Source organism: Allopusillimonas ginsengisoli, from assembly GCF_004153455.1.
Taxonomy (GTDB): Bacteria; Pseudomonadota; Gammaproteobacteria; order Burkholderiales; family Burkholderiaceae_B; genus Allopusillimonas; species Allopusillimonas ginsengisoli.
Map to the genome: position 1 here is coordinate 499690 of NZ_SDQE01000001.1, position 24199 is coordinate 523888.

The following is a 24199-nucleotide window of genomic DNA, read 5'->3' on the forward strand; positions in this document are numbered from 1 at the left end:
GATTGAGCAATGGCAATTCAAACGATCGATACCGATACGCCCCAACCAAATGGCAAACAGGGCGAGCCACTTCGCGCGGCGTTCAAGAAGGTTAACGATAATTTCGATGCGGTAGCCACAAAGGCCGATCTCGCCGATCCAAGCAAGGGGGCGGCGATGGTGGCGTATGACCCGGATGTGGAATATATGGAAGGCACGATAGGCAAGGCTATCGAAACTGCGGGAAATGCCGACGCGAAGATCAGTACCCACGATCATGATCCAGCAGCGCACCCTGAACTATCCAGCTTCATCAGCGGGGAGGCAGATCGCGCTGGCGTCGCCGCCACCCAGGCCGAAGCGGCAAGGGATGCTGCAACTGTGGGCGCTGATCTGTACCCCGACGAAGCGACTGGCCGTGCTGCGGTTGCCGATGGCGAATATTTCAAGACCGTGTCAGCCGATCCAAATGTCGCAGCCGAGCTTTATAAGCGGATCGACGAGAACACCAGTGAGTCGGTGGTGCAGTATCCGAGTGCCGAGCCTGTGGTGCAGCTCAAGGCGCTGCAAGGCGTGACATGGCTGGACCAGGCCGCGCTGGCCGCACCCTTTAGCGATTGGCAGCTGCAAAGCCGCATCGAAGTGGCAAAAGCGATCAAAGCTGTTTCCGTCGAGGACGCTGCACCGGGGGAAAAGTATTGCATCGGCGTATTCTCCAATCAGCATGAAACCACCGGGTATCGAATTTGGATCTACGCACTATCGACCGGCTTGCGGGTTGCTCAGCAAGATGTGTTTGAGGTGTCCGCAACCGGTGTCACCAAGCGCGAACTTGGCGCATCGCCAAAGATCACCCTGTGGATTGATTATCGGGAAATAAGCACCATTGGCACAGTCGTCAACGGTGGCGTAACGCCGCTCGTTATAGCCCCCTTCACCTCATTCGGCGTACTGGATGCTGAAAAGGCGGGAAAAGACCAGATCCAGCGGCTGGACTCATCCGTTAATCGTATCGAAACCGGGGTTGGAGGGCTGTTAACAAATAAGGCAATTAACGGGGCGCTTGATCCGGCGGGCGCCGAAGTGCTTTGGCGGCAGACCGCAACCGTCACGGTGGTGCCCTCGCTATTACCGGCGCCTATCGTACTTGCATCGAAAGGCATCAAGCAGGTTGCGGGGATTGGCTCCACAGCTCCCTATCCAAGCCTCTATAAGCGCGAACCGCTGACCCCGCAGCAAGGGAACAAGTATTTTGTCACTAGTGCATATGTTATATCTGGTGACGGGGTTACGTATCCCACCTTCAGCATTTCTCTATATACCAACGGCAATACTGGTGTCACAGCATCCGTGACTAATAGAACCAATGGTTTTATACAGATTGATGCAACCACTCGCCTTTATTGGCAGGCGGGTCATTTCCCTGACCGAGATGATTTAGGATTTTTTCTGCTTGGAGGCGCACGTTCCAGCATCGAACAGGGTCAGATAGGCGGCTATACGCTGGCCTTCTCGGAGACGCCCATTGGTCTGGATGATGTATTGAAAGACAATTGGTCAGGGAGAAACGCACCCTCTCTCGCAGACATTGGCCCACTAGAAGTGCGGGTGAGCGCGTTGGAGGGCGGGACGGGGCCAGTGGGTGGTGAAGCTGGGCAAACATTGCCACGAGCCATTCGTGTCGCCCTGGCAGGTTCCTCTATTACATGGGGCAGCGGCTACCTTGGGCAAGGCTCCTACGTCTTTGGCGTCGAGGACTTTTTGCGCAACCAGATGGCTCAGACGGTGCATGCTGCAGACATGACGTTATCAGGGTCTTTCGCGCCACACTTGAACAGCAGCCACTATAAGGGCAGCGCTATACGTCTGAGTGGTGTGGGCTCTCAGGCTCAATTCGATTTGACAGGGGATGAGTGTTCACTGGTGCTGCCGCGGGAGCGGGGCAATGCCGATGCCTGCGTGGCAGAACTGTATGTCGATGATGTTTTATTCGATACGTTCGATGTTTTCAACGGACTTCCCTACCAAGAGGGCATTGTTAAATCCTTTACTGGTGACGGCTCGCAGCTTAAATTCGACCTTGGCCAGTGCTGGACGTTCGATCATGTCGTGACTGTTGGCGGTGTTACCAAAACCGGAAGCGTCAATACGGGAGGATCAGGCGCTGGTATCCCCTCAGGCTCTGATTACTCGATTATCCGTCAAATGGTTATGGTTGGCGACGTGCCACAGGTGCATCATGTGCTGTGGTTTGCCGCTGCCCCCGTAGGCGAGGTTGTGGCCACATTCAGTGCTGGCGAATCAATCCAGTACATGCGCAGTTTCCTCGGAAATGCTGGCAAAGGTCTGGATACATCGCTTGAAAATCCGTACGGCGATGGCCGTGTGGCGTATGACCCTGCTAACCCCTCATCGCTATCTAGCGGCCTAGGCTTTCGGCAAAGTGATGATCGTGCGGTTAAGTCGTGGCGATTCTCGAGCTCTAAGAAGCGGACATTTCGGATCAAGATCATGGGGCTTTCGGTCCACGCTACTGGCGCGACTCCCCGCTTATGGATCAATTTTGCCACCAACCGGATGCATCACATTCAGAATGCGGGCATTGGCGGGTGGGAGGCGAAAGAACTGCTCCAATCGACTGATCTGAATAGCATCAAGTACGTGAACAAATTCCGGCCCGACATAGCGCTGTTGGAATTTTGCACCAATGATGACAATGCGGGTGTGCATCTACCTAAGGCGTGGGTGACAAAAACAGGCCAGACAGACGCATGGGTGCGCGCAGTGGAATCGGCCAAGTACCTGAAAAAGGTCACCTACGTTTCTGCGGACAACTACACAGTGGAGGATGAGCGACTACCGGTTGCGGCCATCACAGAACACTCTGCCACGCTGGATATGACGGGCGGCACGTTCAATATTGAGGCGGGTGACGTCATCATCTTTGGTGACTTTCGGCTTGATAATCGGCGCCAGGCCGTGCGCATCGTCACGGACTGGGACGCTGATACAGGCGTGGTGTCGTGGGGCAAGGCTCTACAGGAAAGCGATCTTATCTATATCGAGTCGCTGCAAGATCTCGTTGGCTCGACAGTGCGGGTGCGTAATGCGCCCACTTTCTTGGGCCACATGCGCGACCTGACCGCCAGTTTGCGGGCGGAAAATCCTGATGTGCAGGTGATCTACGGCACAGGCGGTATACCCAATGACTATGTACGCCGCTTGGTCGGCTATCGGGAAATGGTCAATGCCCTGACCAGGGATCAAAAGGCCGGGTTTGCCGATTTCTACGGACAAACCTTGGAGTGGGCCTACAGCCAGCCAACAAACGCCACGCTATACCTGGACGCTACCAAATCGCAAACATCCACCGGTGATGCCAGCTATCCACTGTACCTATCCAGTGGCCAAAAGCCGAACCCAATCGGTGGGGGGACACCATACTGGCGGCTCATGATTACCAGTGTCAAGGTCGATGGCATAGAGAGGCTGAACCGTGGTTGCCACATCGAGGGCGGGCGAACCACCGGGTGGAGCGACGACACAGCGCAGATGTCAATTGCGAACGCGCAGGCGTGGGGCCGGGACTACACCTTGGTGTTCGATAGTGATGCACCAGCGGCGGGCGCGCAAATCGTAGTGTCGTACAACACCAGCAAGTGGGCAAACGACGACTGTCACCCAAGCCCCGAAGTTGGGCGACTGGTATTTCCGTTTGCCATTTTTGCGCCACTGGAAGCAGCGCTTCAACGCAGCGTCGAGCGTCTCGGCCAATCCTTTTAACGCAAGTGGGCAAACGACGACTGTCACCCAAGCCCCGAAGTTGGGCGACTGGTATTTCCGTTTGCCATTTTTGCGCCACTGGAAGCAGCGCTTCAACGCAGCGTCGAGCGTCTCGGCCAATCCTTTTAACGAGTGTGCCTGCCTCGAGCGGGCTTCTTTCCGCCCCAATCAATGCAGGCCGCAATGACCTCAACCACCCCGCTGCGTGCGGTTTTTTTCGTCCCTAAAAGGAGCCCCAATGGAACCAACATCGAGCGCTGTCTCGGCCGGCGCGGCCATGAGCGCAGTCGCATTCACATCCTTGCTGCCAGGGGTGAATGGTGATGCGCTGGTCGGCGCATTTGCCGGGGCAGTGGTTTTCGCCCTGCACGCCAAAGATATATCCATCGCAAAGCGCCTGGCCTATATGGTCGTGTCCTTTGTTGTGGGGTATCTGGCAGCGCCTGAGGTCATGCGCTACACCGGCCTGCAAAGTGACACTGTCGCTGCATTTAGTGCTTCGGCGCTTATCGTCACGGCTGCGCTTGCCGGTATCGACAAGATCAAGGCCTTTGACATCACCAGTCTTTGGAAAAGGGGGTAACAACCATGCTTATTGCCCTGATTGTCATCATCGCCAATGTGCTAACTGCCGCGCGCCTGATCTGCTACCAACGTCATGGCGCCCGGTACCGACCTGTCATGTCCACACTGGCCTATCTATTGATTGTCTGCTCTGGCGGCCAGGTCATCGATGTGCTGGTCAACCATAGTCCGGTCACTGTCTGGCAAGCCGGGTTTTCTGCTGTCGTGGCGCTGCTCGTGCTGCGCGCACGCGGCAATGTTGCATGTGTTGTGAGGGTCGTATCGTGATCATTGAGCTACTTAAACGAATATTCGCCGCGCCGGTTGCGGCGCAAACACTACCCGTCAGCCCGCCCGCGCCTGGGACCACGGTCACCTTCACCACCGCCTTTGAGCGATTGATCGGCCATGAAGGCGGCTACTCGAACCATTCTGATGATCCAGGCGGCGAAACCATGTGGGGCATCACTAAGCGAGTCGCACAGGAAAACGGCTACACCGGATCGATGCGCGAGCTCACCCGCGAGCAGGCTAAGGCTATCTACAAAACCCAGTACTGGGATCGCGCCCGGTGCGATGAGTATGACGGTGCCATTGCCTTTCAGGTATTCGATGCAGCGGTGAACCACGGCATAGGCAACGCGATTCGGTTTCTACAGCGCGCGGCAGGTGTGGCCGACGATGGCGCCATGGGGCCCGTGACGATGGAGGCAATCAAATCCATGTCCGTCACCGACGTGTTGGCCCGGTTCAATGCCGCGCGCCTCACCTTCTACACCAACCTGTCGACCTGGCCATCCTTTGGCAAGGGCTGGGCGCGGCGCATTGCAGGGAATCTCAATTATGTGGCTGACGATTCTTAAAGGGATCTGGGAAAAACTTGGCGGCTACCTGGTGCTGGCCGGTGCACTGCTGGCCGGCCTGTTCGCGGTTCGCCAGTCCGGCAAATCAGCCGGGAAGCAAGAAGCGCAGCAAAAAATAGACAAAGCGGCCACTAAGGCCAGGGAGAAAGCCCGTGAAGTGGATAATCAGATCGATGCGCTGGGCGATGATGCTATCCGTAATCGTGCTCAGCGCTGGGTGCGAAACAACAAAAAAAGTACCAGTTGAGTTCTGCGATGTCGCGCGCTCAATATGGTTCGAAAGCGCCGCCGAAGTGGATGCGACACCTACGCGCGTGATCCGCCAGATAGTGCGCAACAACGAGATGGTGCTGCAGTTGTGTCGTGAGCCTAGATGAGCCTACGGCGCTCCATCCGCCCCGCTTTGTTGATGCCGGGCTGTCATGTCTTTCTGTATGGAAGTGACGGTAGTTGTCAGTCGCGCAGCGAGCGCCACAAGTTTCCCGTGATGTCCAGGGTCGGCCCTTGCCAACTGCCCCCGCAGACTAGATTGTTGAAGTCGCTTTGACCAAGGAAAAGTTTTGGTGAATTTATTCAACTCGTATTCAAGGCCTTCAGCTACACAGGCAATTGTGTCTGGGCTTTCCAGCTTGGTAAATAGCTTAGAGACCTGGATATTCCAATCCACGAGACGATCAACAAGGGCGTTAGCTTGTTGAATATCGTGATCGTTGCGCGGAAGGTCAGAAGAAGAAATTGCAATGCCGATTGCATCGAGCTTGCTTAAATGGTCATCTACGCGCCCAAATACGCCTTTGCGTCTTTCTATATTAATGCGGTCGCAATAGGGCGTTCTAGTGCGAAATAAGACCTCAAGGTTGGCGGACTCTGCCAGAGATGCGGCATCGCGCGATAGTGCCTCGACGCCTTGGCGAAATGAGCCATACGAGGTCAGAGTGTTCAGCATTATTAATCCCGCTGAGCCAAGAACGGTGAGGCGGGTTTTCAAACTTCCTGGCTCGAACTTGATCTCAACGGTGACGTCGTCGCCGAGAAGGAACTTTGCTCTTTCTTCAAAAAACGGCTTGAGCTTCCTTTCCAGCTCTTGGAGGGCTTGCTTGTTGCTGTATAGATTGATATCTAAATGAGTGTAAGCTTCACAAAGAATTTCCCTGCTGATATACCTCGCCATAACGTCTTCACCCTGTCCGATTCTTATTTGTTGTTTGTTGCAAGCATATGCCTTGACGGTCATCGTTCGGCCCCAGGCGACTTACATCGTAACATTTAGGGAGATTTTTGTAAGGATATGCTATTTTGGCCTGAAGGCCGAGGCAGGACGTGTACCAACGTATGCGCCGCGGATGGCGGCGTCTGCCTTCCGTCATCGGACACTGACCAAAACCAATGTGGTTGTCTGCCGTGCCGTGCTTGTGCGCGGCGCGCATACAGGCGCACACGGCCAAGATGCTCAACATCCATTTCGACGACCTGTTCGGCCTGCTCGATCCCCGGGTGAGGCATGGACTGTAATGCGGTCGCCATATATAGGGCCGGTACTTGAGCGAGGATTCCAATATCGGCCATGGCTTTGTGCTGAATTTATGTACAGCCCTTGTAACACAAAAAAAGCTCTCCCCATGTGGAACAGTTGTTACTGGTCGGATTTGGCCCTACTTATCCGGCCCTTTATCAATCTTGAGCAGCTCAGCCAACCGTTCCAGGCAAGCACGCGGATAATTAGGCATAGACATACGGGCCACATCAAGCAGCGCTGCTGCAGCACGGTCGATCACATCACGTAGACGCGCAATCTCCCAGGCCAGCACCCGCACTTCGGCAATCTTGTGCTTGTTCCAGGCGGCGCGGATGTCACTGGGCGCCATCGGTGGTGGCCAGGGCTTCTCGTTATCTGAATACCGACCCACCGGCAGGCCATAGGCCCTGATCCAGTCGGACTCTGTCTGGATGCCTTCATCTGCCTTTGGGTTGTGGGTCCAAAATGCACAGCCACGCTCAGGGGTGGCCACTGCATTGGATGATTCGCCTTGAATGCAATGCCAGGTGCCTTCGCCACGGCCCGCGAAATGAACACAGTTAAAACATCGGGGAGTGGTCATGATGGCAACTATATACTGTTTATATGAACAGTATTTGTAGCACAAAAAAGGCCGCGCGGGCGTCGTGAAAGGTAGGCCCTTTGACGCCTGCCAGGGCACGTCCTGATCGATAGTACGTGTCCAGCAGAGCAGGATTGAGCGTGAATACCCGTTCATCATCAAGACCTTTCATGCACTCCAGCAGACCAAAGCCGCTTCGATACATCGAGGAAGGAGCGGCACTTTATCGACGGCAGTGCGTCAATAATCCTACGGTAAATTTGCGGTAAATCGCCAGTCCCAAACGGTTCAAAACAGTGCAAAATCGGTAGTTGAGCGTGACATAATATTGTTAGTTATCAATCACTTAGTTTTGATTTGCTGGTTTGGGACCAGAGGGTCGAAGGTTCGAATCCTTTCGCCCCGACCATAGTTCGCAGAACGGAAATCAAGGGTTTACACAATTACTGTGTAAGCCCTTTTTCTTTGCACACAAGAGCAAACCACAGACCACGCATTGACGCTGGCGATCAGTTGCTTTTTGTATCATTTGGTATATTATGAGTCCATCAACACCTTAATCCTAGAGGGAGACATGGACCATTATCTGCCCGGCGCTACAAACATATATAAAGATGGTCCTTTTATCGGGCGCCCAAAAATAGCGCCGTACCGAACAGTGTTAAGCCGGCTAACGAGCATGGGCGTAACAATCCCAGAGAAACAAGCCATGGAAAATGACCGGCAATATGTCGAGCGCTTGAACGCTGTATATCGCGAGATATTCAATGACATCCTGGCGGAAAACAGCTTTACGGATTGATATCGTTTCGCCCACCTTCTGACGATTAAGATATCAATCAACCACTGGCCTTTTCGTGGGTTGTATTGTCCCTGAGCCTGTATCTCAGGCCTCGGAAAGCGCTTTTTCATAGTCGGTGAGATACGGGCCGACCAGCGACAGCTTTTCTTTATCGCTGAGAATCTTTCCGGCCTGCTGAAAAAAGCCCTGTTCTTCTTCTTTCAGATGATGGTGCACTTTTTCGGATAGTTGCTTGGCAAGCCTGAGCCAGCCAGGGCTCGACGCATCGGTGTCCTCAATTTGTTCAATCAGCTCATCAATCTCGTGGTGCTCGGCGATCGCGTGCCGGGAAACGTCGATACCCATGTCGCTATCCATGATCGGGGCGTAGAAATGACGCTCCTCTGCCAGGGCGTGGGCGGCGAGTTCTTTGCGTAGATCCTTGAATAGCGCTGATCGTTCCGGCGTGTCGCCGCTGGTTTTGATCAACTGCAAGGCGAGTGTCCTTTGAATCTCATGGCTTTCGCGCAGTGCTTCAAATATATTCATGGTGATTCCTGATAAAAAGCGCAAGGCGCTATATTGATACAGCAAGCGTTATGCCCATGCATGCGAATCGTTGATCACTACAGTATAGGCAGCATTTACGGCGCTGGCGCAGTACTGTTCCCGAACTTTTATTGGCGCAGCGAGCGTCGAACGCGCCGGGCAATATGGACCTGCAACGCTGTAGCTGACAGCCAACGGCGGGACGCCCCTTCCGGTCATTCCAGAAGCAATCGTGGCCGGTAAACTATATTTTCAGTATAAAAATACTAGTTACTCGCGTCATTTGCACCCCGTCAGATTTACCAATACTCCCTATCATTGCGCTACCCCATGTACTAGAAAAATCACTGGAGTAGAACAATGGACAAGTATCTGGTAGAAGACAAACAGGTATATCAGGAAGGCCCTTTCCAGGGCAGACGCATGGTACACCCTTACCGCACTGTGCTGTCTCGATTGACAGTGATGGGTATTACGTTCCAACCCAAACTGGTATGCGAATCAGACCAGGAGTACGTCAACCGCCTGAACCGAATCTATGCAGGCCTGTTCAGCGACATCGTCACCGAGTTTCGGCTGAAAGAAGACTAGGCTTTTGGGCGCACAAGTGCGCGAGCCGCGTGAAGTATGGATTTGGTCAGCAAGTCCATGGTTGGAGAGTCGACGCGCCAGTATTGCCAGTACAACGGCACATCTTGCCAGGCCCTTGCACGCAGCAACATCAGCTGCCCGTCATCCAGGTATTTTTGTACCAATGGCAAGGGGTTCATCGTCCAGCCCAGCCCGTCCAGCGTGGCGTGTACAAAAGCCCTGGAGGAAGGCACCCACCACACCGGAGGCTGCCATGGCGCCTGCCGCATGATCTTATGCGCGAAGTTGGCCTGCAAGGCATCCTTGCGATTGAACACCAGCACGGGCGCAGCCGCCAGGGTGTGGGCGTTGACGCCGTTCGCAAAATAGCGCGCATGAAAGGCCGGCGAGCAACTGGCCACGTATCGCATGCTGCCCAGGGCATGCATGTGGCAGCCCTGCACGGGTTCGCTCAGCGTAGTGACGGCGCCAAGCACCGTGCCATTGCGCAAAAGCGCGGCGGTGTGATCCTGATCCTCGGAATGCATGTCCAGCGTGGCGCGCGAGTATTCGGAGAATGAACTGGCGGCCCTCATGAACCAGGTTTCAAGACTGTCGTGATTGACGGCCACTGCGATGCTGGCGCTGGCGGACTCGTCGTCCAGCCCCAGGCGGCTCAGGGCATCATGCTCCAATAATGCGGCCTGCTCGGCAAGATGAACCAGTACTTGCCCGTCTTCTGTGGCAACGGCGGGAACACTGCGGCGCACCAGCAACCGCCCCATGCGCGCTTCCAGCGCCTTGACCCGTTGTGACACGGCTGAAGGCGTGACATTGAGCGTGGCAGAGGCGCGCTCAAAGCTGCCCTCGCGAACAACAGCCGCCAACGCCCTGAGATTGCCGTAGTCGATCTTCATATCGGGGCTTCCGTCAATTAAGTTTTACTTAATATGATTAAGTTTATTTAGCTGTATTTTATACACTGTCTGGGCAAGAATATAGGCCTGCGACTGACCTGGGCCTCGCACCGGACGATGACTTCAATCATCCCGCTACCTCAAATCTCGCGGCGCTGCTCCGGCAGCGTCTGCCTTTTGTACTGGACGCCTGTATGTTTCCGCTACTCCTGTCTCCTTCCATGGCATCGGCGTGGGCCAGTGGCATCGCCACAGGCCTGGGGCTGTTTGCCGTTGTCGGGGCGCAGAGCGCATTCATCCTGCGCCAAGGGCTGATGCGCGCCCATCTGCTCAGTATTCTTGCCTTGTGCGCGCTCATTGACGCATGCTTTATTTTCGGCAGCGTGCTGGGGCTGCAGGCCATCATGGACTGGGCCCCCTGGCTGACCGGCGCTGTGCTCTGGTTCGGCGTCGGTTTTCTGCTGTGGTACGCCTTTCAATCCGCCCAGCGCGCACTGCGCCCAAAGGGCGGCATCCAGGCCGCACGACAAGGCTTGTCATCGCGACGCGCGGCCCTGCTTGGCGCGCTGGGTTTCACATTGCTCAATCCCCATTTCTGGCTTGACATGATGGTGGTCGGATCGCTGGCGCAGAACTTCAATGAGGCACGCCTGGCCTTTGCAACGGGTACGCTTACCGCCAGCCTGATGTGGCTGGCGGTGCTGGGCGCGGGATCACGTCTGCTCGCCCCGCTCTTTTCAGATCCGCGCGCATGGCGCGTACTGGATGGCCTGATTGCCATGGTCATGGCAGGGCTGGCAGTCTTGCTTGCGTCAAGCGGCGTGGGCTAACTGGGTTGTGGCGCCTGTGCCGAGAGCACGGCCGTCATTGCCTTTGCGGCCTGTCTCATCGGTTCGGTATATTCAAGCAATTCCTGCAAAGATTTCTGGGCTGTCGCAGCATGGCAGGCCACGGCGGCAATCACCTGCTCCTGAGCGTCGTGTACCGGCACCGCAATCGCCACCATGCCGCGCACGAACTCCTCATTATCAATACCGATTCCCAGGCTGCGGATGTGGCGCAGCTCGGCATCCAGTTGCTGCCGGTCCACGATTGTTTTCGGCGTAAGCGCCTTGAGGGCGACGCGATTCAAAATCTGCTGACGCTCAATGTCCGGTGCAAAGGCCAAAAAAAGCTTGCCGCTCGCCGTGCAGTGCAGTGGAACATGAGCGCCGATTTCCATGTGCAGTTGCAGCCGCTGCAGGTCTGGGCTTTCTACGCGCGCCAGATAGTGCACGGCATCGCCCGCGGGAGCTGTCAGGTTACAGGCCTCTCCGGTGATCGTGATCAGCTTTCCCAGCACATGGCGGCAGGCCCGCAAAAAATGAGGCGTGCGCAGAACATGCAGGGACAACTGACTGGCCCGAGGTCCGGGAACATAGCCCAAATCTCCCGGCATGCGCGTCACGTACGCCGCGCTCTCCAGCGCCTGCAGCATACGCATCAGGGTAGTCTTGGGTAAGCCAGTACGCTGCGCCAGCTGGGCAAGCGTTTGGGGATAAAGGGTGTTCGCCAGTTGCTCCAGCACATTGAGCACACGCAAGTGACGCGAGCTGCCTTCTTCCATTGTGTGCTTTTTCCTTTAGCCTGGCGCCATCAGTGAAATGATTATGGTGTATATCGTTCCGCCATTGAACTTTATAGTGATAACCCTATAGTTGGCAAATAGTAAACGGAACAAACTTGCTCACCGTAAAAGCAAACAACAAGGGTGAGTGGTGATGATGTCCGAAACAGTCGACTACGTCGTGGTCGGAGCAGGCTCAGCGGGTTGCGTATTGGCCAACCGCCTCAGCGAGAACGGCAAATACTCCGTCTGCCTGCTGGAAGCGGGCCCCGCAGACAAGAATATATGGATACATATTCCGATCGGCTACGGCAAGACGATGTTCAATCCGAAACTGAACTGGGGGTTTTATACCGACCCCGATCCTCATATGCTGAACCGCAGGATCTACTGGCCTCGCGGAAAAACGCTGGGCGGCTGCAGCTCGATCAACGGGCTGATCTATGTACGAGGGCAAAAACAGGATTATGACCACTGGGGCGAACTGGGGAATAGAGGTTGGAGCTGGGAAGAGTGCCTGCCCTATTTCCGCAAGCTGGAGAGCAACGACCTGGGGCCTGGGCCCACCCGAGGCACCCAAGGTCCACTCCATGCCACATCGATCAAGACACGACATGAACTGGTTGAAGCATTCATAGCGTCTGCCGTCAACAATGGTGTTCCTCGCGTATCGGATTTCAACAGCGGCGATCAGGAAGGCGCTGGCTATTATCAATTGACTACCCATCGCGGTAAGCGCTGCTCTACGGCGGTTGCATATCTGAATCCCGCGCGCAGCCGCGCCAACCTGCGCATCGAAACCCAAGCACAGGCCACCCGCATTCTCATGGAAGGCAAGCGCGCCACAGGTATCGAATACAAAAAAGGCGGTCAACTACGCCGCATTCTGGCGCGTCGCGAAGTCGTGCTCAGCGCAGGCGCGCTCCAGTCTCCGCAACTGCTGCAACTGTCGGGTATCGGCCCGTCATCGCTATTGCGCGAGTTTGGTATTCCTGTTGTGCAGGATATGCCCGGCGTTGGCGAAAACCTGCAGGATCATCTGCAACTGCGGCTGATTTACGAAGTCAGCAAGCCTATCACCAACAATGACCAACTGCGCTCAATATGGGGCAAGGCAAAGATGGGCCTGCAATGGGCACTGTTCCGTGGCGGCCCGCTGGCCATCGGCATCAATCAGGGGGCGATTTTCTGCCGTGCCTTGCCCGATGAATCACCCACGCCCGATATCCAGTTTCACTTTGGCACCCTGTCGGCGGATCTTGCCGGTGGGCAGGTTCACGACTTTTCGGGATGCACCTATTCAGTATGCCAACTGCGTCCGGAATCGCGAGGCTATGTGCGCATCAAATCCACGGACCCTTTCGAGGCACCGTCGATGCAGCCGAACTATCTTTCCACCGATCTGGATCAGCGCACAGCCATCGCGAGCGTGAGGTTTGCGCGACGTATCGCAGATACTGAACCCATGAAAAGCCTGATGAAGCGCGAATTCCGTCCTGGCAACGATGTACGCACGGATGATGAGATTCTGCATTTCTGCCGCGAATATGGCGCCACGATTTTCCATCCCACCGGTACGGCAAAAATGGGCGTGTCCTCTGATCCGTACGCGGTCGTGGATGAAAGGTTGCGTGTTCATGGTATTGAGGGCTTACGCATTGTCGACGCCTCCATCATGCCCACACTGGTCTCCGGCAACACCAACGTGCCTATCGTGATGGTGGCTGAGCGCGCATCGGAGTTCATGCTCGAAGACGCGCAAAAACAGACGGTTCAGACGATCCGTACACAGCCTTCCCGCCTCGCGGCATAAGCCGGCCAGCATTGGTCAGGCATCGCAGCAGGCAATCGCTCATACACGCGTAAACCACGGCACTGGTAGCGTGAAAAGGCGCAGACGAATCAGGCGTTGGCCACCTGCGCAGCAAACACACAAAAGGGCAACACAAGCCCCCTCTCAATTTCAGGAGACGCTAGATGGCAGCAGATATCAAAACAGTCCGGCGGGTCGTCGTGGCATCAGTGATAGGCGCGACGATCGAATGGTACGACTTCTTTCTTTATGGTGTCGTAGCCGGGCTGGTATTCAATCAGCTGTATTTTCCAAGCGAGGATGCGTATGTTGGCACACTGCTGGCCTATGCGACATTCGCTGTGGGCTTTGTCGCCCGCCCTCTGGGCGGGGTGATTTTCGGGCATTTTGGCGACAAGGTGGGCCGCAAGAGCATGCTGGTGCTCACCCTGACCATCATGGGCGTTTCGACCGTCGCCATCGGCTTGATTCCTTCTTACGACACGATCGGCGTTTGGGCGCCCATCCTGCTGCTGTTGTGCCGAATTTTTCAAGGCATAGGCCTGGGCGGCGAATGGGGCGGCGCTGTGCTGATGGCTTATGAATATGCACCGCCCGAAAAGCGCGGATTTTTTGCCTCATGGCCGCAGGTCGGCCTCGCAACGGGCTTGTGCCTTGCGTCCGGAGTCGTCGCGCTGCTGTCAGCCACGCTGACCGATGAACAGTTCCTGGCCTGGGGCTGGCGCGTCGCCTTTCTGCTCTCTGCGCTGCTGGTGTTCGTGGGCATGTATATCCGGCTGACGATCAAGGAAAGCCCGGAGTTCGAAAAGGTCAAGGAGCGCAATGCCGAGAGCAAGATTCCTTTCGTCGATATGATGAAGCGCTACCCCGGCAACATCCTCAAGGGGATGGGAGCACGGTACATCGACGGCGTGTTCTTCAATATATTCGGCGTATTCATCATTAGCTATCTGACAACCAGCCTTGATCTCACTCGCACCGAAGCGCTTACGGGCGTAATGGCAGCCGCGGTCGTCATGTGCTTTTCCATTCCCTTCTTTGGCGCGTTATCCGATCGCATGGGGCGTACTCGGGTCTATTTCTGGGGATCGCTCATCACCGGGCTGTCTGCCCTGCCCGCCTTCTGGCTGATCACCACGCACAGCGAGAACCTCATGGTGGTATGGCTGTCCATCGTGATTCCTTTCGGCATTCTATACGCATCGGTCTATGGTCCTGAGGCAGCGCTGTTCTGCGAGCTGTTCGATACGGATGTCCGCTACACCGGCATCTCTTTTGTATATCAGTTCTCGGGGATTTTTGCTTCAGGCATCACACCCATGATTGCAACGGCCTTGCTGCATGCCAATGACGGAAAACCATGGATGGTGGTTGGCTACACCATTGTTGTCGGGATCATCTCAGCCGTGAGCGCGGCCATGATGAACAACGCCAGGATAAGCCAGGCCAGAACCCCGGCATTCAACCAATCTTCAGCATAGTTACCATGTGCATCGGGCGCGTCGGCTGGCCCGCCGCAAGCCCGCGCCAATCCTGATGTCAGCTTGTTTTCATGTATCGATTGTTTACGATAAGCGGGGTTGCCACCCCCGCGCGTACATGAACTATTCTGTGCCCATACGCTCTGAATTGGCAAGGCAGCGATTCTTGCGCTGCCTTGCCCAAAGGCATAAGCCTTGGCGTCATTTTTCTGGAGCGTAAATCCATGAACTCTTCTTCACGTATCGCACTCGTATTGTCGACATCCGCGCTCGCCTTCGGCCTTGCGAACGCCTCAGTTGCCCATACATCCTCACCTTCGCATGCCCAAACTCAAAAGGCATCGCAGGCAAAAACACATGCGGGCGAAAACCATCATGCCAACAAGGCAGATCATAAAGCGATGAAGAAAGCCCGGGTCATGCACAGCTAATCAACCGCATCTTCACTCCATTTTTCCGCGCTGGCGCCAGCCAGCGCCCGCACCCGCTCTTCATCCTGGCCGAACTCCGCGGCCGCGCCTTCGTACACAATCCGGCCATCATCGAGCACGTATGCCCGGTCGGCAATTTCAACGGCGGCACGCACGTTCTGCTCGATCAGCAAAACAGAGGTTCCTTCGTCGCGTGTCGCCTTGACGACACGAAACACTTCTTGCACCACCAGCGGCGCCAGCCCCTGCGACGGTTCATCCAATAACAGCAGACGTGGATTCAGGAGCAACGTCCGGGCAATGGCCAGCATTTCCTGCTCGCCGCCAGACAGCTGCCGGCCTTTGTTGTTCCTGCGTTCAGCCAGTCGCGGAAAAAGCTGATAAATGCGAGGCATGGTCCAGGGCCCAGGACGTTCCACTGGAACCTTCAGGTTTTCATCCACGGTAAGGTTGGCGAATATCCGCCTGCCCTCCGGCACAAACCCTGTCCCCAGGGCGGCGATGCGATACGGCGGCCAGTGGGTCGTTTGCTCGCCCAGGATGGTGATGGCGCCACTGCGTGCCGGCGTCAACCCAATAATGCTGCGCAGCGTGGTGGATTTTCCCGCGCCGTTGCGACCCAGCAAGGTCACGAGTTCGCCTTCGCCAACGTAAAGACTGACGCCATCCAGAATGTGGCTTTTGCCGTAATAAGTGTGGATGTCCCTGACCTCAAGTGCATTCATGCTGCCTGCCCCAGATAGGCGATTTGAACGGTTTCGCTTGCGGCGATGTCATCCGGCGCACCCTCTTCAAGTACGCGGCCCTCCGCCAGAACGGTAATGCGATCCGCAAGATTGAAGATCACCCGCATGTCATGTTCGACCAGTACGATGGTGAGCTCCTGCTCGCGATGCAGGCGCCGAATCAACATCGCCGTGCTATAGGTTTCGCGGCTGCCCATGCCTGCCGTAGGCTCGTCCAGCAACAGCAAGCGTGGCTCCAGGGCGAGCGTCATCATGATTTCGGTGGCTCGCTGATCGCCGTGTGACAACTCGCCCGTCAATCTGTGGGCATTGGCTTTCAGCCCGCCCAATTCCAGGAGTTCATCTACGCGGTCGCGGACACGCCTTTCATCGGCTGCACGCATCCATGGCCGCAATCGCAACCCCAGCGCCAGCTCTACCGGCGTACGCAGGTTCTGCCTGACGGACAGCTCCGGGAATATTTCGGTAACCTGAAAGGTACGGGCCATGCCCAACGCAACGCGCTGGTGCGGCGGCATTAGCGTAATATCCTTGCCGTCCAGGACGATATGCCCGGCCGTGGGCCGGAAGAAACCGCTGATCAGATTGAAGAACGTCGTCTTGCCAGCGCCATTGGGGCCGATCAAGGCGCGCAGTTCGCCTTTTTCAACAGACAGCGACACATTATCGACCGCAACCAGGTTGCCGAATTTCTGCGTCACGTTGCGCACTTCGAGCAAACTCATGACAGCCTCCGGCGGATAATGCCGAGTACGCCGCGCGGAAAGAACAGCACAATCAGCACAAAGAAGATGCCAATGAAGAACATCCAGTTCTGCGTGTAGCTGGATACGTAATCCTGCAACACAACGAATATCGCAGCGCCAATCAACGGCCCCCAGAATGATCGCATGCCACCCACGACGGCCATGATCACAAAATTGCCCGACAGCGTCCAATGCAGCGACCGGGGATCGACAAAATTGTTGAGCAGGGCATACAAGGTGCCGGCCAGGCTGGCAAAGACCGCCGAAATGACGAACGCGATCAGTATGTGCCGCTCCACCGGAATGCCCAGGAACCGGGCGCGCCGTTCATTTTCACGTATGGCAAGCAGCGTGCGGCCGAACGGCGACCGCAGTATCAACGCCATGATGCCAACCGACACCGCGAACAGGAAAAGCACCAGGTAGTAATAGGTATTGCCGTTGGAGGATATATCGACCTGGGTAAAGCCAAGATCTATCGGCATGCGCCGCCACCCGTTCAGCCCATCGTCGCCACCCGTCACGGTATTCCATCTGAAGGCAATGAAATAAAACATTTGTCCAAAGGCGATGGTGACCATGGCGAAGTAGATGCCACGCAACTTGACGATCAGCGCGCCAACAATCGCAGCAGCGATGGCGCCCACGAGCACACCCACCAGAATGCCCAGCGTCGTGCTGGGGGTGATGTACTTCAGAATCATGCCCACACCGTAAGCGCCCAGGCCAAAGTAGGCGGCATGACCGAACGACAGCACGCCGGTAAAGCCCAGCAGAAAATTGACCGACATCGCCGCCAGCCCGAGCACAAGCACACGCGTTGCCAGCCCCGTGTAGCCGCCCACGGCACTCATCCAGTACGGCATGGTCAGCAGCACGAGCCACAGGACGATGTTCCAGAGTATTTTTGTGTTGCGCTCGCTCACAGATTCATCCCCTCTTCTCCCAGCAGCCCTCTGGGCCGCGCCAGCAGCACGATGGCCATCATCACGTAGATGATGGCTTCCGATGCGGAGGGCACATAGACCGTTGCCAACCCCGCCGCCACGCCGATGAGCAGCCCGCCCAGCAGCGTGCCGACCAGGCTGCCCAAACCGCCGACGATGATGGCGACAAAGCTCGGCATGATGAGCGCATCGCCCATGGTCGGCTGCAGGCCCAACAGCCCCGCCGCCAGTACGCCAGCCAGCCCCGCCAGATAAATACCCAGCCCGAAGTTCAGGTTGCGCAGAATGCGAACGTTCACGCCAAGCACGGACACGGTCTCCAGATCTAACGTCCCTGCACGTATGCGGATGCCCAAGCGCGTGCGCGTGAGTATGAAGAAAAGTCCGCCAACCGCAATGGCCACCAGTACGACCATGAAGACCCGGTAGCCGGTCAGGAAAAAAAGATACGTGCTGAGCGGGCGCATCAGCCAGTCTGGTACTTTGAAAGGCAGACTTTGCGCGCCCCAGATATAGCGCAGGCCATCCTCGAAAACATAGGCCAGACCAAACGTGAGCAGCAGGCTGTAAAGCGGGTCTCGCCCATAAAGGCGACGTATCATCAAACGCTCGACAAGCAAGCCCAGCATGGCCGTCAGAACGGGAGCAACGATCAACGCCCCCCAGAAACCCAGGTAAGGCGCCAGCTCATACGCGATATAGGCGCCCAGCGCGAGAAAGCCGCCGTGCGCGAAATTGATGACACTGGTCAGATTGATAATGAGAGACAACCCCAGCGCCATCAGGGCATAGAAGGCGCCGACGATCAGCCCGTTGAACACATTGAAAAGAATCAGCTCAGTCATTCCTGCTCCACCATGCGCGATCGTGAGACGAGCACCGGTCACGGCCATCGCCAACTGGCCGCTTCGGTTTTACCGTCGCGGCGGTCAATGCGCTCAGGTCTTGGGCCAGGTCATCTTGCACCCGGACTCTTCCACAGTGCCAGCCACATCCTTGCCATGCACAATCGTGTCCACATGGAACAGATCGTCGTCTGCACTGCCCTTGGCTTGGGCATGGCCCACGTACAAAGAGCCAATCAACTGATTCTGCCCCTTTCGGTAAAAAGGCGTGTCCGGCATCAAACCGACTTCGGGCGGCAGCGCCATCCCCTGCAATGCCTGCGCCATGCTTACAGCGTCCAGCGATTTGGCCGTGTTTGCGGCCAGCGCGCATGTCCAGCCGCCTACGTAACCAAACCAGGTCCGGGCGGTGGGTACCCGGCCCGTCTTTTTCTTGATGGCGGCGACGAACTCATCGACATGTGGCACATTGGGTTGCACGTGGTACCACTCGGCCACCCAGTCGCCAATGCGCGCTTCTGGCGGCAAGCCTTCCAATACCTCGAGTTCGGTATTGGCGCCGGCCAGATGTATGCGTTTTTCCAGCCCGAACTGAACCGCTTGTTTAAGCGCATTGAGCAGATCATCGCCATTCATCAGAAACACGATGATGTCGGGATTGGTGGCCTGGGCCTTGATCAGATAAGAAGAAAAGTCGGTGGTGCCCAGCGGGATCAGATCCTCGCCCAGCTTGTTGCCATCGTATTGCTTGAGATTGGCGTCGTAGCCGTCCTGCAGGGTATGGCCAAACGCATAGTCCGAGGTCAGAAAGTACATTTTCTTCCCGTACTTTTCCATCAAGGTCTTGGCGATAGCGTTGGTCAGCATGCGGGTGGTATTGCAAACGCGGAACACATTCCAGTGGCAACTGGCGCCCGTCACTGCGTCCGTGTGACCGCCCGGCACGACATGCAATACACCTTTCTCGTAGCTTACTTCCGCCATGGCCAATGACAGCGCCGAGTTCACGTTGCCCAGCAGAAAATTGACCTTATCCCGATCGATGAGCTTGCGCGCTTTCTGGACTGCGGTACCCGCGTCTCCGCTGGTGGAATCTTCTATCAGCAGCTCGGCGGGCCTGCCCAGTATGCCGCCCTTGGCGTTGATCTGCTCAACCGCCAGCTGGCAGCCGCTCAACTCATTCTTTCCCGTGGCGGCATACGTGCCCGTCAACGGATTGTCCAGCCCGAGCCGGACAGGTTGCTCGCCGCGCGCCTGAATCATTAAGGGAGGAACCAACTGCGCCAGCCCTGTTGCTGCCGCTAACTGCAGCACAGCTCGCCGGCTGATCGCAGATGACTTATGCTTTTGCTCCATGGGGATGCCTCCTCTAAGCGGCCATTGCGCATGGCTATCCCCGCAATCGTCACGCTTGCCAGCCGCGCTGTTCGCCCTTTCGAAAGGCTGTTTTTCCGGTGCCGTCGATGGCATCGTGGCGTTGGTGCTGGCTGGTACGAATGTGGAGAAGTGCCCGCAGGCCCAAGTCTGCGATCCCCTTTTTTTAATGTGCGCCCGCGCCCGAAAACTGTCAACAGTTTTTTACAATTGGCCTGACCAGCCTGTGAAAACCACGATATTTCGCCCTGGCGACTATGAGGTATGCTTCGGCCATATATGCTTATATTCATGATGGATAACAATGGCCGATATAACGATAGACAGCGTCACCAAGCGCTACGGAGACATCACCATCATCGACGGGCTCTCGCTCCAGGTCCGGCATGGCGAATTCTTTACCTTGCTGGGCCCCAGCGGCTGTGGAAAGACCACGCTGTTGCGCATGATTGCGGGCTTCATCGTTCCCGAAAAAGGCCGCCTGCTGCTGGACCAGGAGGATATTACCCATTTGCCGGCGCACAAACGTGAAACCGGCATGGTCTTTCAGGATTACGCCTTGTTTCCCGACAAAAGCGTGTTTGACAATGTGGCCTATGGTCTGCGTGTACGAAAATTCGCGGCGCAGCAGATCCGAGACAAGGTGGGCCAGATATTAGACCGCGTCGGGTTAGGCCATCTGGCCAATCGCTATCCCGGCGAGCTTTCCGGCGGTCAGCGGCAACGTGTTGCGCTGGCGCGCGCGCTGGTTATCGAGCCGCGCGTTCTGCTCATGGATGAGCCTTTGTCCAACCTGGACGCCAAATTACGCATACAGATGCGCGATGTGATCCGGCAGTTGCAGCAAGAAGCAAACATTACCGCCATTTTCGTCACGCACGACCAGGAAGAAGCCCTTTCCATGTCGGATCGCATCGCACTGCTGCGCCAGGGCAAGATCGATCAGTTAGATACGCCGGAAGGGCTCTATGCGCGCCCCGCCACGGCTTACGCCGCGGATTTCATCGGCGCCGCCAATCTCGTCAATGTGCAGGGCCTGGCTCGGCAAGGCCAACATGTGCAGGTGGATATCGCAGGCGGCCAGGTGTGCGTACCCGATTCGGGCTATATGTCCGGCGTCGAGTCTGAGGCATGTACGCGCTGGCAACTTGCTGCGCGCCCCGAGCATATTGTTATTCATCCAGGCATGGCCGGCGCGGCACCGGGAGACGTCGCCGCGCATGTGCTTTACCGTCGCTATCTGGGCTTCAAGGCCACCTACGCTTTGCGCTTGCCAGACGGCTCGACCATCAATGTCGATGTGCCGTCAGCCAGCGACCCGGTCCACGCGCCGGAATCGCCTGTCTCGTTGAGCTTCAGCGCCGACTGTCGGCTGGTTCGCGCCTGAACACAGGGGTCGACATGAATATATCCCTGCCCCGGCTGCGCTCCCCCTGGTTGATTCCCGCGCTCTTGTGCCTGCTGGTGCTCGTGGCGCTGGTCATCTGGCCGCTGGCATCGATGTTTTATCAGAGCGCCATTGACCCGCAAACCGGCCAGCCAAGCCTGGCGGGGTTTCGCACTTTTTTTGAGAACCCGCGCTATGTCAACGCCTTTATCAACACCCTCATCCTGGGTGCGGTGTCGACGGCGGGCTGTGTGCTGCTGGGCGCCCCACTGGCCTATATCGTGGCGCGCTTTGAGTTTCCAGGCAAAACCATCGTGGCCCTGTTGCCCCTTGCCACCATCATTCTGCCGGATATCGTGGTGTCGCAGGCCTGGCTCATGCTGCTGGGCAACAATGGCATTGCCCGACACGCGCTCGAAAGCATCGGCATAGATCTTCCCTCGTTCTATGGCTGGTTTGGCATGACATTCGTGCTGATCCTGAACGATTACACGTACGTGTACATCGGCATGCTCGCCGCCCTCAAGGCCATCGATGGCGCCATTGAGGAAGCCGCGGTGAACCTGGGCGCCAGCAGCCTGAGACGCACCCTGACCGTCACGATTCCCGTGCTGGCGCCTGCACTGCTGATCAATGCGATGATTGTGTTTACACTGGCGGTCGACAATTTTTCCATTCCAATGATATTGGGTGGCCGCGTGGATGTGCTGTCTTCGCTCACTTACACGACGTTTCTGTCGGAGATGGGTGGCAATCCCATCATGCAAAGCGTGCTGGGCGTGGTATCCGTAGTGCTGGTGGGTTTTGTGCTGTTCGTGCAAAAACGCGTGGTCGAACGAAAAATCTACCAAATGCCTCAGGGCCGCGCGCCACTGTCTGTGCGGGCAAAAGGCCTGTCATCCATATTGCTGACCCTCTGGGCCATTATTTTTGTGGCCTTTTCCATGATTCCGGCCATTATTGTGCTGATTGGCGCATTCACCAAATCGCGCGGCCCCGTCATGCAATACGGCACCTGGACGCTGGAAAACATGGACCGCGCATTGCGCACCGCCCCGGAACCCATCATCAATTCGCTGATGTTGGCCAGTGTGGCGGCCATCGCTGGCACCTGTTTCGCCACGATCGCAAGCTACCTCATCGTCAAAAAGCGCATGCTGGCCGTCACAATACTGGACTATGTGGTCATGCTGCCGCTGGCGATTTCCGGCACAGTATTGGGTATTGCCCTCATTCACACCTACAACAGCGGAGCAATCATCCTGACAGGCACCTGGGTCATCATGGCGGCCGCCCTGTTCGTTCGGAAAGTGCCGTTTTCGATACGCTCCGCCTCCGCCTCGCTGTACAGTATTCCCGACTCCATCGAAGAAGCCTCCATCAATCTGGGCGTGTCGCCCATCGCGAGTTTTTTCAAAGTGGTGCTGCCGGTCATGAAGCCCGCGATTCTTGGCGCGGCCATACTGATGTGGGTGACATCGCTGGCGGAGATTTCAGCCACCATCGTCCTGTATTACGGTGGCATGGAAACCATGCCTATTCAGATGTTCCGCCAGATTGACGCGGGGTTTCTCGCCCGGGCATCGGCCTATGGCGTCATCCTCATGGTGGTCATCATTGTGCCCATTTACCTGGCCGTGCGTTTTCTCAAGCTCGACCTGTTCTCAAGCCGTTAACGATAAAACATCAGGAGACACTCATGATCAGCCAACGCTCTATCCGGCACTGCCTCACTGCCTCATTCGCAAGCGCCGTCCTGCTGCTTGGCACGCAAGCCAGTGCCGCCGACGCCGTCGTATACACCTCCAACAACGTTCAGACGATAGACACCGCGATGGATATCGCCCGCAAGCAGGCGTCGGATCTTTCTATACAGAAGGTCACCTCCGGCACCGGTGCGCTCATGAAGCGGATCGAAGCCGAAGCCGCCAACCCGCTGGGCGACGTGGTGTGGGGAGCAGGCTTCGGCACCATGGCCGCATTCAAGCAGAACTTCCAGCCTTATGCCTCGCCCGAAATGAAAGATCTGGACGAGCGCTTCATTGGCCCCGACAATTTGTGGGCCGGCAGCAACGTGCACGTCATGATCATCATGGTCAATGACAAGCAGCTTAAAGGGATGGAAGCCCCAACGCGCTGGGCGGATCTGTTCGACCCGCAATGGAAAGGCAAGCTGATTGTCGGCGATCCGGGCACATCAGGCAGCACCTATGATCAGATGTACGGCTTATATCAACTTTTCGGTCAGGACGGTTTCGATAAACTTGTCGCCAATGCGGACGTCTCGCGCAGTTCCGCACAGGTGTACAAAAGCGTTGCGAATGGCGAGTATGCGGTAGGCATCACGATGGAATACGCAGCATATGCCTATATCGCGGGCGGGCAAAAAGAAGTCAGGATTGTCTATCCCGAAGAAGGCGCTTTCGTTGCGCCCGAGGCGGTCGCCATCATCAAGAACCCCAAGAATGGCGATCAGGCCGCGCAGCAGCTGTACGATGTGCTGTTGTCCAAGGCCGTACAGGAAGCCGAGCTCACCGATAACTTCCGCCGCCCCAGCCGCGCCGATATCGACGTGGCTGCCCTGACCGAACTGCCCAATCTCAAGGATATCAAGGTTGAGGCCACCGATCCGCTGAAGGCGGCTGCCGAGTACGACACGATTATCGGCGCCTGGAAAAAAGCGCTGGATAAGGCTGGGAAGTAAACGCCTCTGGCTGC

At 56.6% G+C, this 24199-nt stretch carries 25 protein-coding genes; 14 read left to right on the top strand and 11 right to left on the bottom strand.

The annotated features are described in order from the left end of the window. Nucleotides 1-9 precede the first annotated feature (9 nt). The 5 genes from ERE07_RS02595 (at nucleotide 10) to ERE07_RS02615 (ending at nucleotide 5436) form a co-directional block, all read left to right on the top strand. Entirely contained in the window at nucleotides 10-3762 is a 3753-nt protein-coding gene (locus ERE07_RS02595) for a hypothetical protein (protein WP_130007240.1), read from the top strand. Nucleotides 3763-4000: 238 nt separating this feature from the next. After that, a complete protein-coding gene (locus tag ERE07_RS02600) occupies nucleotides 4001-4345 on the top strand; it encodes a putative holin (protein ID WP_130007241.1) in 345 nt (114 codons plus the stop codon). Between the two features lie 5 nt (nucleotides 4346-4350). Further along, nucleotides 4351-4614: a phage holin family protein gene (locus ERE07_RS02605; RefSeq protein ID WP_130007242.1), complete on the top strand. Its 264-nt coding sequence runs from the start codon at nucleotides 4351-4353 to the stop codon at nucleotides 4612-4614. Then, nucleotides 4611-5189, top strand: coding sequence for a glycoside hydrolase family 108 protein (locus ERE07_RS02610; protein ID WP_342366232.1), 579 nt, complete (start codon nucleotides 4611-4613; stop codon nucleotides 5187-5189). Before ERE07_RS02605 ends, ERE07_RS02610 begins: the two co-directional genes overlap by 4 nt. Further along, complete coding sequence (locus tag ERE07_RS02615) at nucleotides 5170-5436, top strand: hypothetical protein (RefSeq protein ID WP_130007244.1); 267 nt, start codon at nucleotides 5170-5172, stop codon at nucleotides 5434-5436. The genes ERE07_RS02610 and ERE07_RS02615 overlap by 20 nt, the downstream gene beginning before the upstream one ends. Before the next feature lie 132 nt (nucleotides 5437-5568). On the opposite strand, the gene ERE07_RS02620 is transcribed toward ERE07_RS02615, so the two are convergent. From ERE07_RS02620 to ERE07_RS02630, 3 genes are all read right to left on the bottom strand, one after another. After that, nucleotides 5569-6423 carry a hypothetical protein gene (locus tag ERE07_RS02620; RefSeq protein ID WP_130007245.1) on the bottom strand — a complete coding sequence of 285 codons (855 nt, stop codon included), beginning with the start codon at nucleotides 6421-6423 and terminating at the stop codon, nucleotides 5569-5571. A gap of 418 nt (nucleotides 6424-6841) precedes the next feature. Further along, the gene (locus ERE07_RS02625; RefSeq protein ID WP_130007246.1) at nucleotides 6842-7288 is read right to left on the bottom strand and encodes a hypothetical protein; all 447 of its coding nucleotides are present in this window, start codon (nucleotides 7286-7288) and stop codon (nucleotides 6842-6844) included. 19 nt (nucleotides 7289-7307) lie between these two features. Continuing rightward, a complete protein-coding gene (locus ERE07_RS02630) occupies nucleotides 7308-7460 on the bottom strand; it encodes a hypothetical protein (protein WP_209021065.1) in 153 nt (50 codons plus the stop codon). 402 nt (nucleotides 7461-7862) lie between these two features. Here ERE07_RS02630 and ERE07_RS02635 point away from each other — a divergent pair, with 402 nt between their 5' ends. Beyond that, complete coding sequence (locus ERE07_RS02635) at nucleotides 7863-8090, top strand: hypothetical protein (RefSeq protein ID WP_130007247.1); 228 nt, start codon at nucleotides 7863-7865, stop codon at nucleotides 8088-8090. An 84-nt stretch (nucleotides 8091-8174) separates the two neighbouring features. Here the strand turns inward: ERE07_RS02635 and ERE07_RS02640 are convergent, their stop codons facing one another. Beyond that, nucleotides 8175-8618 carry a hemerythrin domain-containing protein gene (locus ERE07_RS02640; RefSeq protein ID WP_130007248.1) on the bottom strand — a complete coding sequence of 148 codons (444 nt, stop codon included), beginning with the start codon at nucleotides 8616-8618 and terminating at the stop codon, nucleotides 8175-8177. 360 nt (nucleotides 8619-8978) lie between these two features. Here ERE07_RS02640 and ERE07_RS02645 point away from each other — a divergent pair, with 360 nt between their 5' ends. Continuing rightward, complete coding sequence (locus ERE07_RS02645; protein ID WP_130007249.1) at nucleotides 8979-9209, top strand: hypothetical protein; 231 nt, start codon at nucleotides 8979-8981, stop codon at nucleotides 9207-9209. Here the strand turns inward: ERE07_RS02645 and ERE07_RS02650 are convergent. Then, nucleotides 9206-10105 carry a LysR family transcriptional regulator ArgP gene (locus ERE07_RS02650; RefSeq protein WP_130007250.1) on the bottom strand — a complete coding sequence of 300 codons (900 nt, stop codon included), beginning with the start codon at nucleotides 10103-10105 and terminating at the stop codon, nucleotides 9206-9208. The genes ERE07_RS02645 and ERE07_RS02650 overlap by 4 nt on opposite strands. A 194-nt stretch (nucleotides 10106-10299) precedes the next feature. Between ERE07_RS02650 and ERE07_RS02655 the strand changes: the two genes are divergently transcribed. Then, nucleotides 10300-10935 (top strand): LysE/ArgO family amino acid transporter, encoded by a 636-nt coding sequence (locus tag ERE07_RS02655; protein ID WP_130007251.1) that lies wholly within the window; start codon nucleotides 10300-10302, stop codon nucleotides 10933-10935. On the opposite strand, the gene ERE07_RS02660 is transcribed toward ERE07_RS02655, so the two are convergent. Next, nucleotides 10932-11711, bottom strand: a complete 780-nt coding sequence (locus ERE07_RS02660) for an IclR family transcriptional regulator (RefSeq protein ID WP_130007252.1) — start codon at nucleotides 11709-11711, stop codon at nucleotides 10932-10934. The genes ERE07_RS02655 and ERE07_RS02660 overlap by 4 nt on opposite strands. A gap of 157 nt (nucleotides 11712-11868) precedes the next feature. Between ERE07_RS02660 and ERE07_RS02665 the strand changes: the two genes are divergently transcribed. The 3 genes from ERE07_RS02665 (at nucleotide 11869) to ERE07_RS02675 (ending at nucleotide 15436) form a co-directional block, all read left to right on the top strand. Then, complete coding sequence (locus ERE07_RS02665) at nucleotides 11869-13524, top strand: GMC family oxidoreductase (RefSeq protein WP_130007678.1); 1656 nt, start codon at nucleotides 11869-11871, stop codon at nucleotides 13522-13524. 164 nt (nucleotides 13525-13688) lie between these two features. Then, nucleotides 13689-15005, top strand: coding sequence for an MFS transporter (locus tag ERE07_RS02670; RefSeq protein ID WP_130007253.1), 1317 nt, complete (start codon nucleotides 13689-13691; stop codon nucleotides 15003-15005). Nucleotides 15006-15229: 224 nt separating this feature from the next. Beyond that, nucleotides 15230-15436: a hypothetical protein gene (locus tag ERE07_RS02675; RefSeq protein ID WP_130007254.1), complete on the top strand. Its 207-nt coding sequence runs from the start codon at nucleotides 15230-15232 to the stop codon at nucleotides 15434-15436. Here ERE07_RS02675 and ERE07_RS02680 read toward each other — a convergent pair. From ERE07_RS02680 to ERE07_RS02700, 5 genes are all read right to left on the bottom strand, one after another. Further along, entirely contained in the window at nucleotides 15433-16161 is a 729-nt protein-coding gene (locus ERE07_RS02680; RefSeq protein ID WP_130007255.1) for an ABC transporter ATP-binding protein, read from the bottom strand. The genes ERE07_RS02675 and ERE07_RS02680 overlap by 4 nt on opposite strands. Further along, nucleotides 16158-16907, bottom strand: coding sequence for an ABC transporter ATP-binding protein (locus ERE07_RS02685; protein ID WP_130007256.1), 750 nt, complete (start codon nucleotides 16905-16907; stop codon nucleotides 16158-16160). Before ERE07_RS02685 ends, ERE07_RS02680 begins: the two co-directional genes overlap by 4 nt. After that, complete coding sequence (locus ERE07_RS02690) at nucleotides 16904-17794, bottom strand: branched-chain amino acid ABC transporter permease (protein WP_130007679.1); 891 nt, start codon at nucleotides 17792-17794, stop codon at nucleotides 16904-16906. The genes ERE07_RS02685 and ERE07_RS02690 overlap by 4 nt, the downstream gene beginning before the upstream one ends. A 56-nt stretch (nucleotides 17795-17850) precedes the next feature. Beyond that, nucleotides 17851-18720 (bottom strand): branched-chain amino acid ABC transporter permease, encoded by an 870-nt coding sequence (locus ERE07_RS02695; RefSeq protein ID WP_130007257.1) that lies wholly within the window; start codon nucleotides 18718-18720, stop codon nucleotides 17851-17853. A 93-nt stretch (nucleotides 18721-18813) separates the two neighbouring features. Beyond that, nucleotides 18814-20076, bottom strand: a complete 1263-nt coding sequence (locus ERE07_RS02700; protein ID WP_130007258.1) for an ABC transporter substrate-binding protein — start codon at nucleotides 20074-20076, stop codon at nucleotides 18814-18816. A 322-nt stretch (nucleotides 20077-20398) separates the two neighbouring features. Here ERE07_RS02700 and ERE07_RS02705 point away from each other — a divergent pair, with 322 nt between their 5' ends. Genes ERE07_RS02705 through ERE07_RS02715 form a run of 3 tightly spaced genes read left to right on the top strand, consistent with a single transcriptional unit; the run spans nucleotide 20399 to nucleotide 24185 of the window. Further along, nucleotides 20399-21481, top strand: coding sequence for an ABC transporter ATP-binding protein (locus tag ERE07_RS02705; protein WP_130007259.1), 1083 nt, complete (start codon nucleotides 20399-20401; stop codon nucleotides 21479-21481). Between the two features lie 14 nt (nucleotides 21482-21495). Beyond that, nucleotides 21496-23157, top strand: coding sequence for an ABC transporter permease (locus ERE07_RS02710; RefSeq protein WP_130007260.1), 1662 nt, complete (start codon nucleotides 21496-21498; stop codon nucleotides 23155-23157). Nucleotides 23158-23180: 23 nt separating this feature from the next. Continuing rightward, nucleotides 23181-24185, top strand: a complete 1005-nt coding sequence (locus ERE07_RS02715; protein WP_130007261.1) for an extracellular solute-binding protein — start codon at nucleotides 23181-23183, stop codon at nucleotides 24183-24185. Nucleotides 24186-24199: the final 14 nt, after the last annotated feature.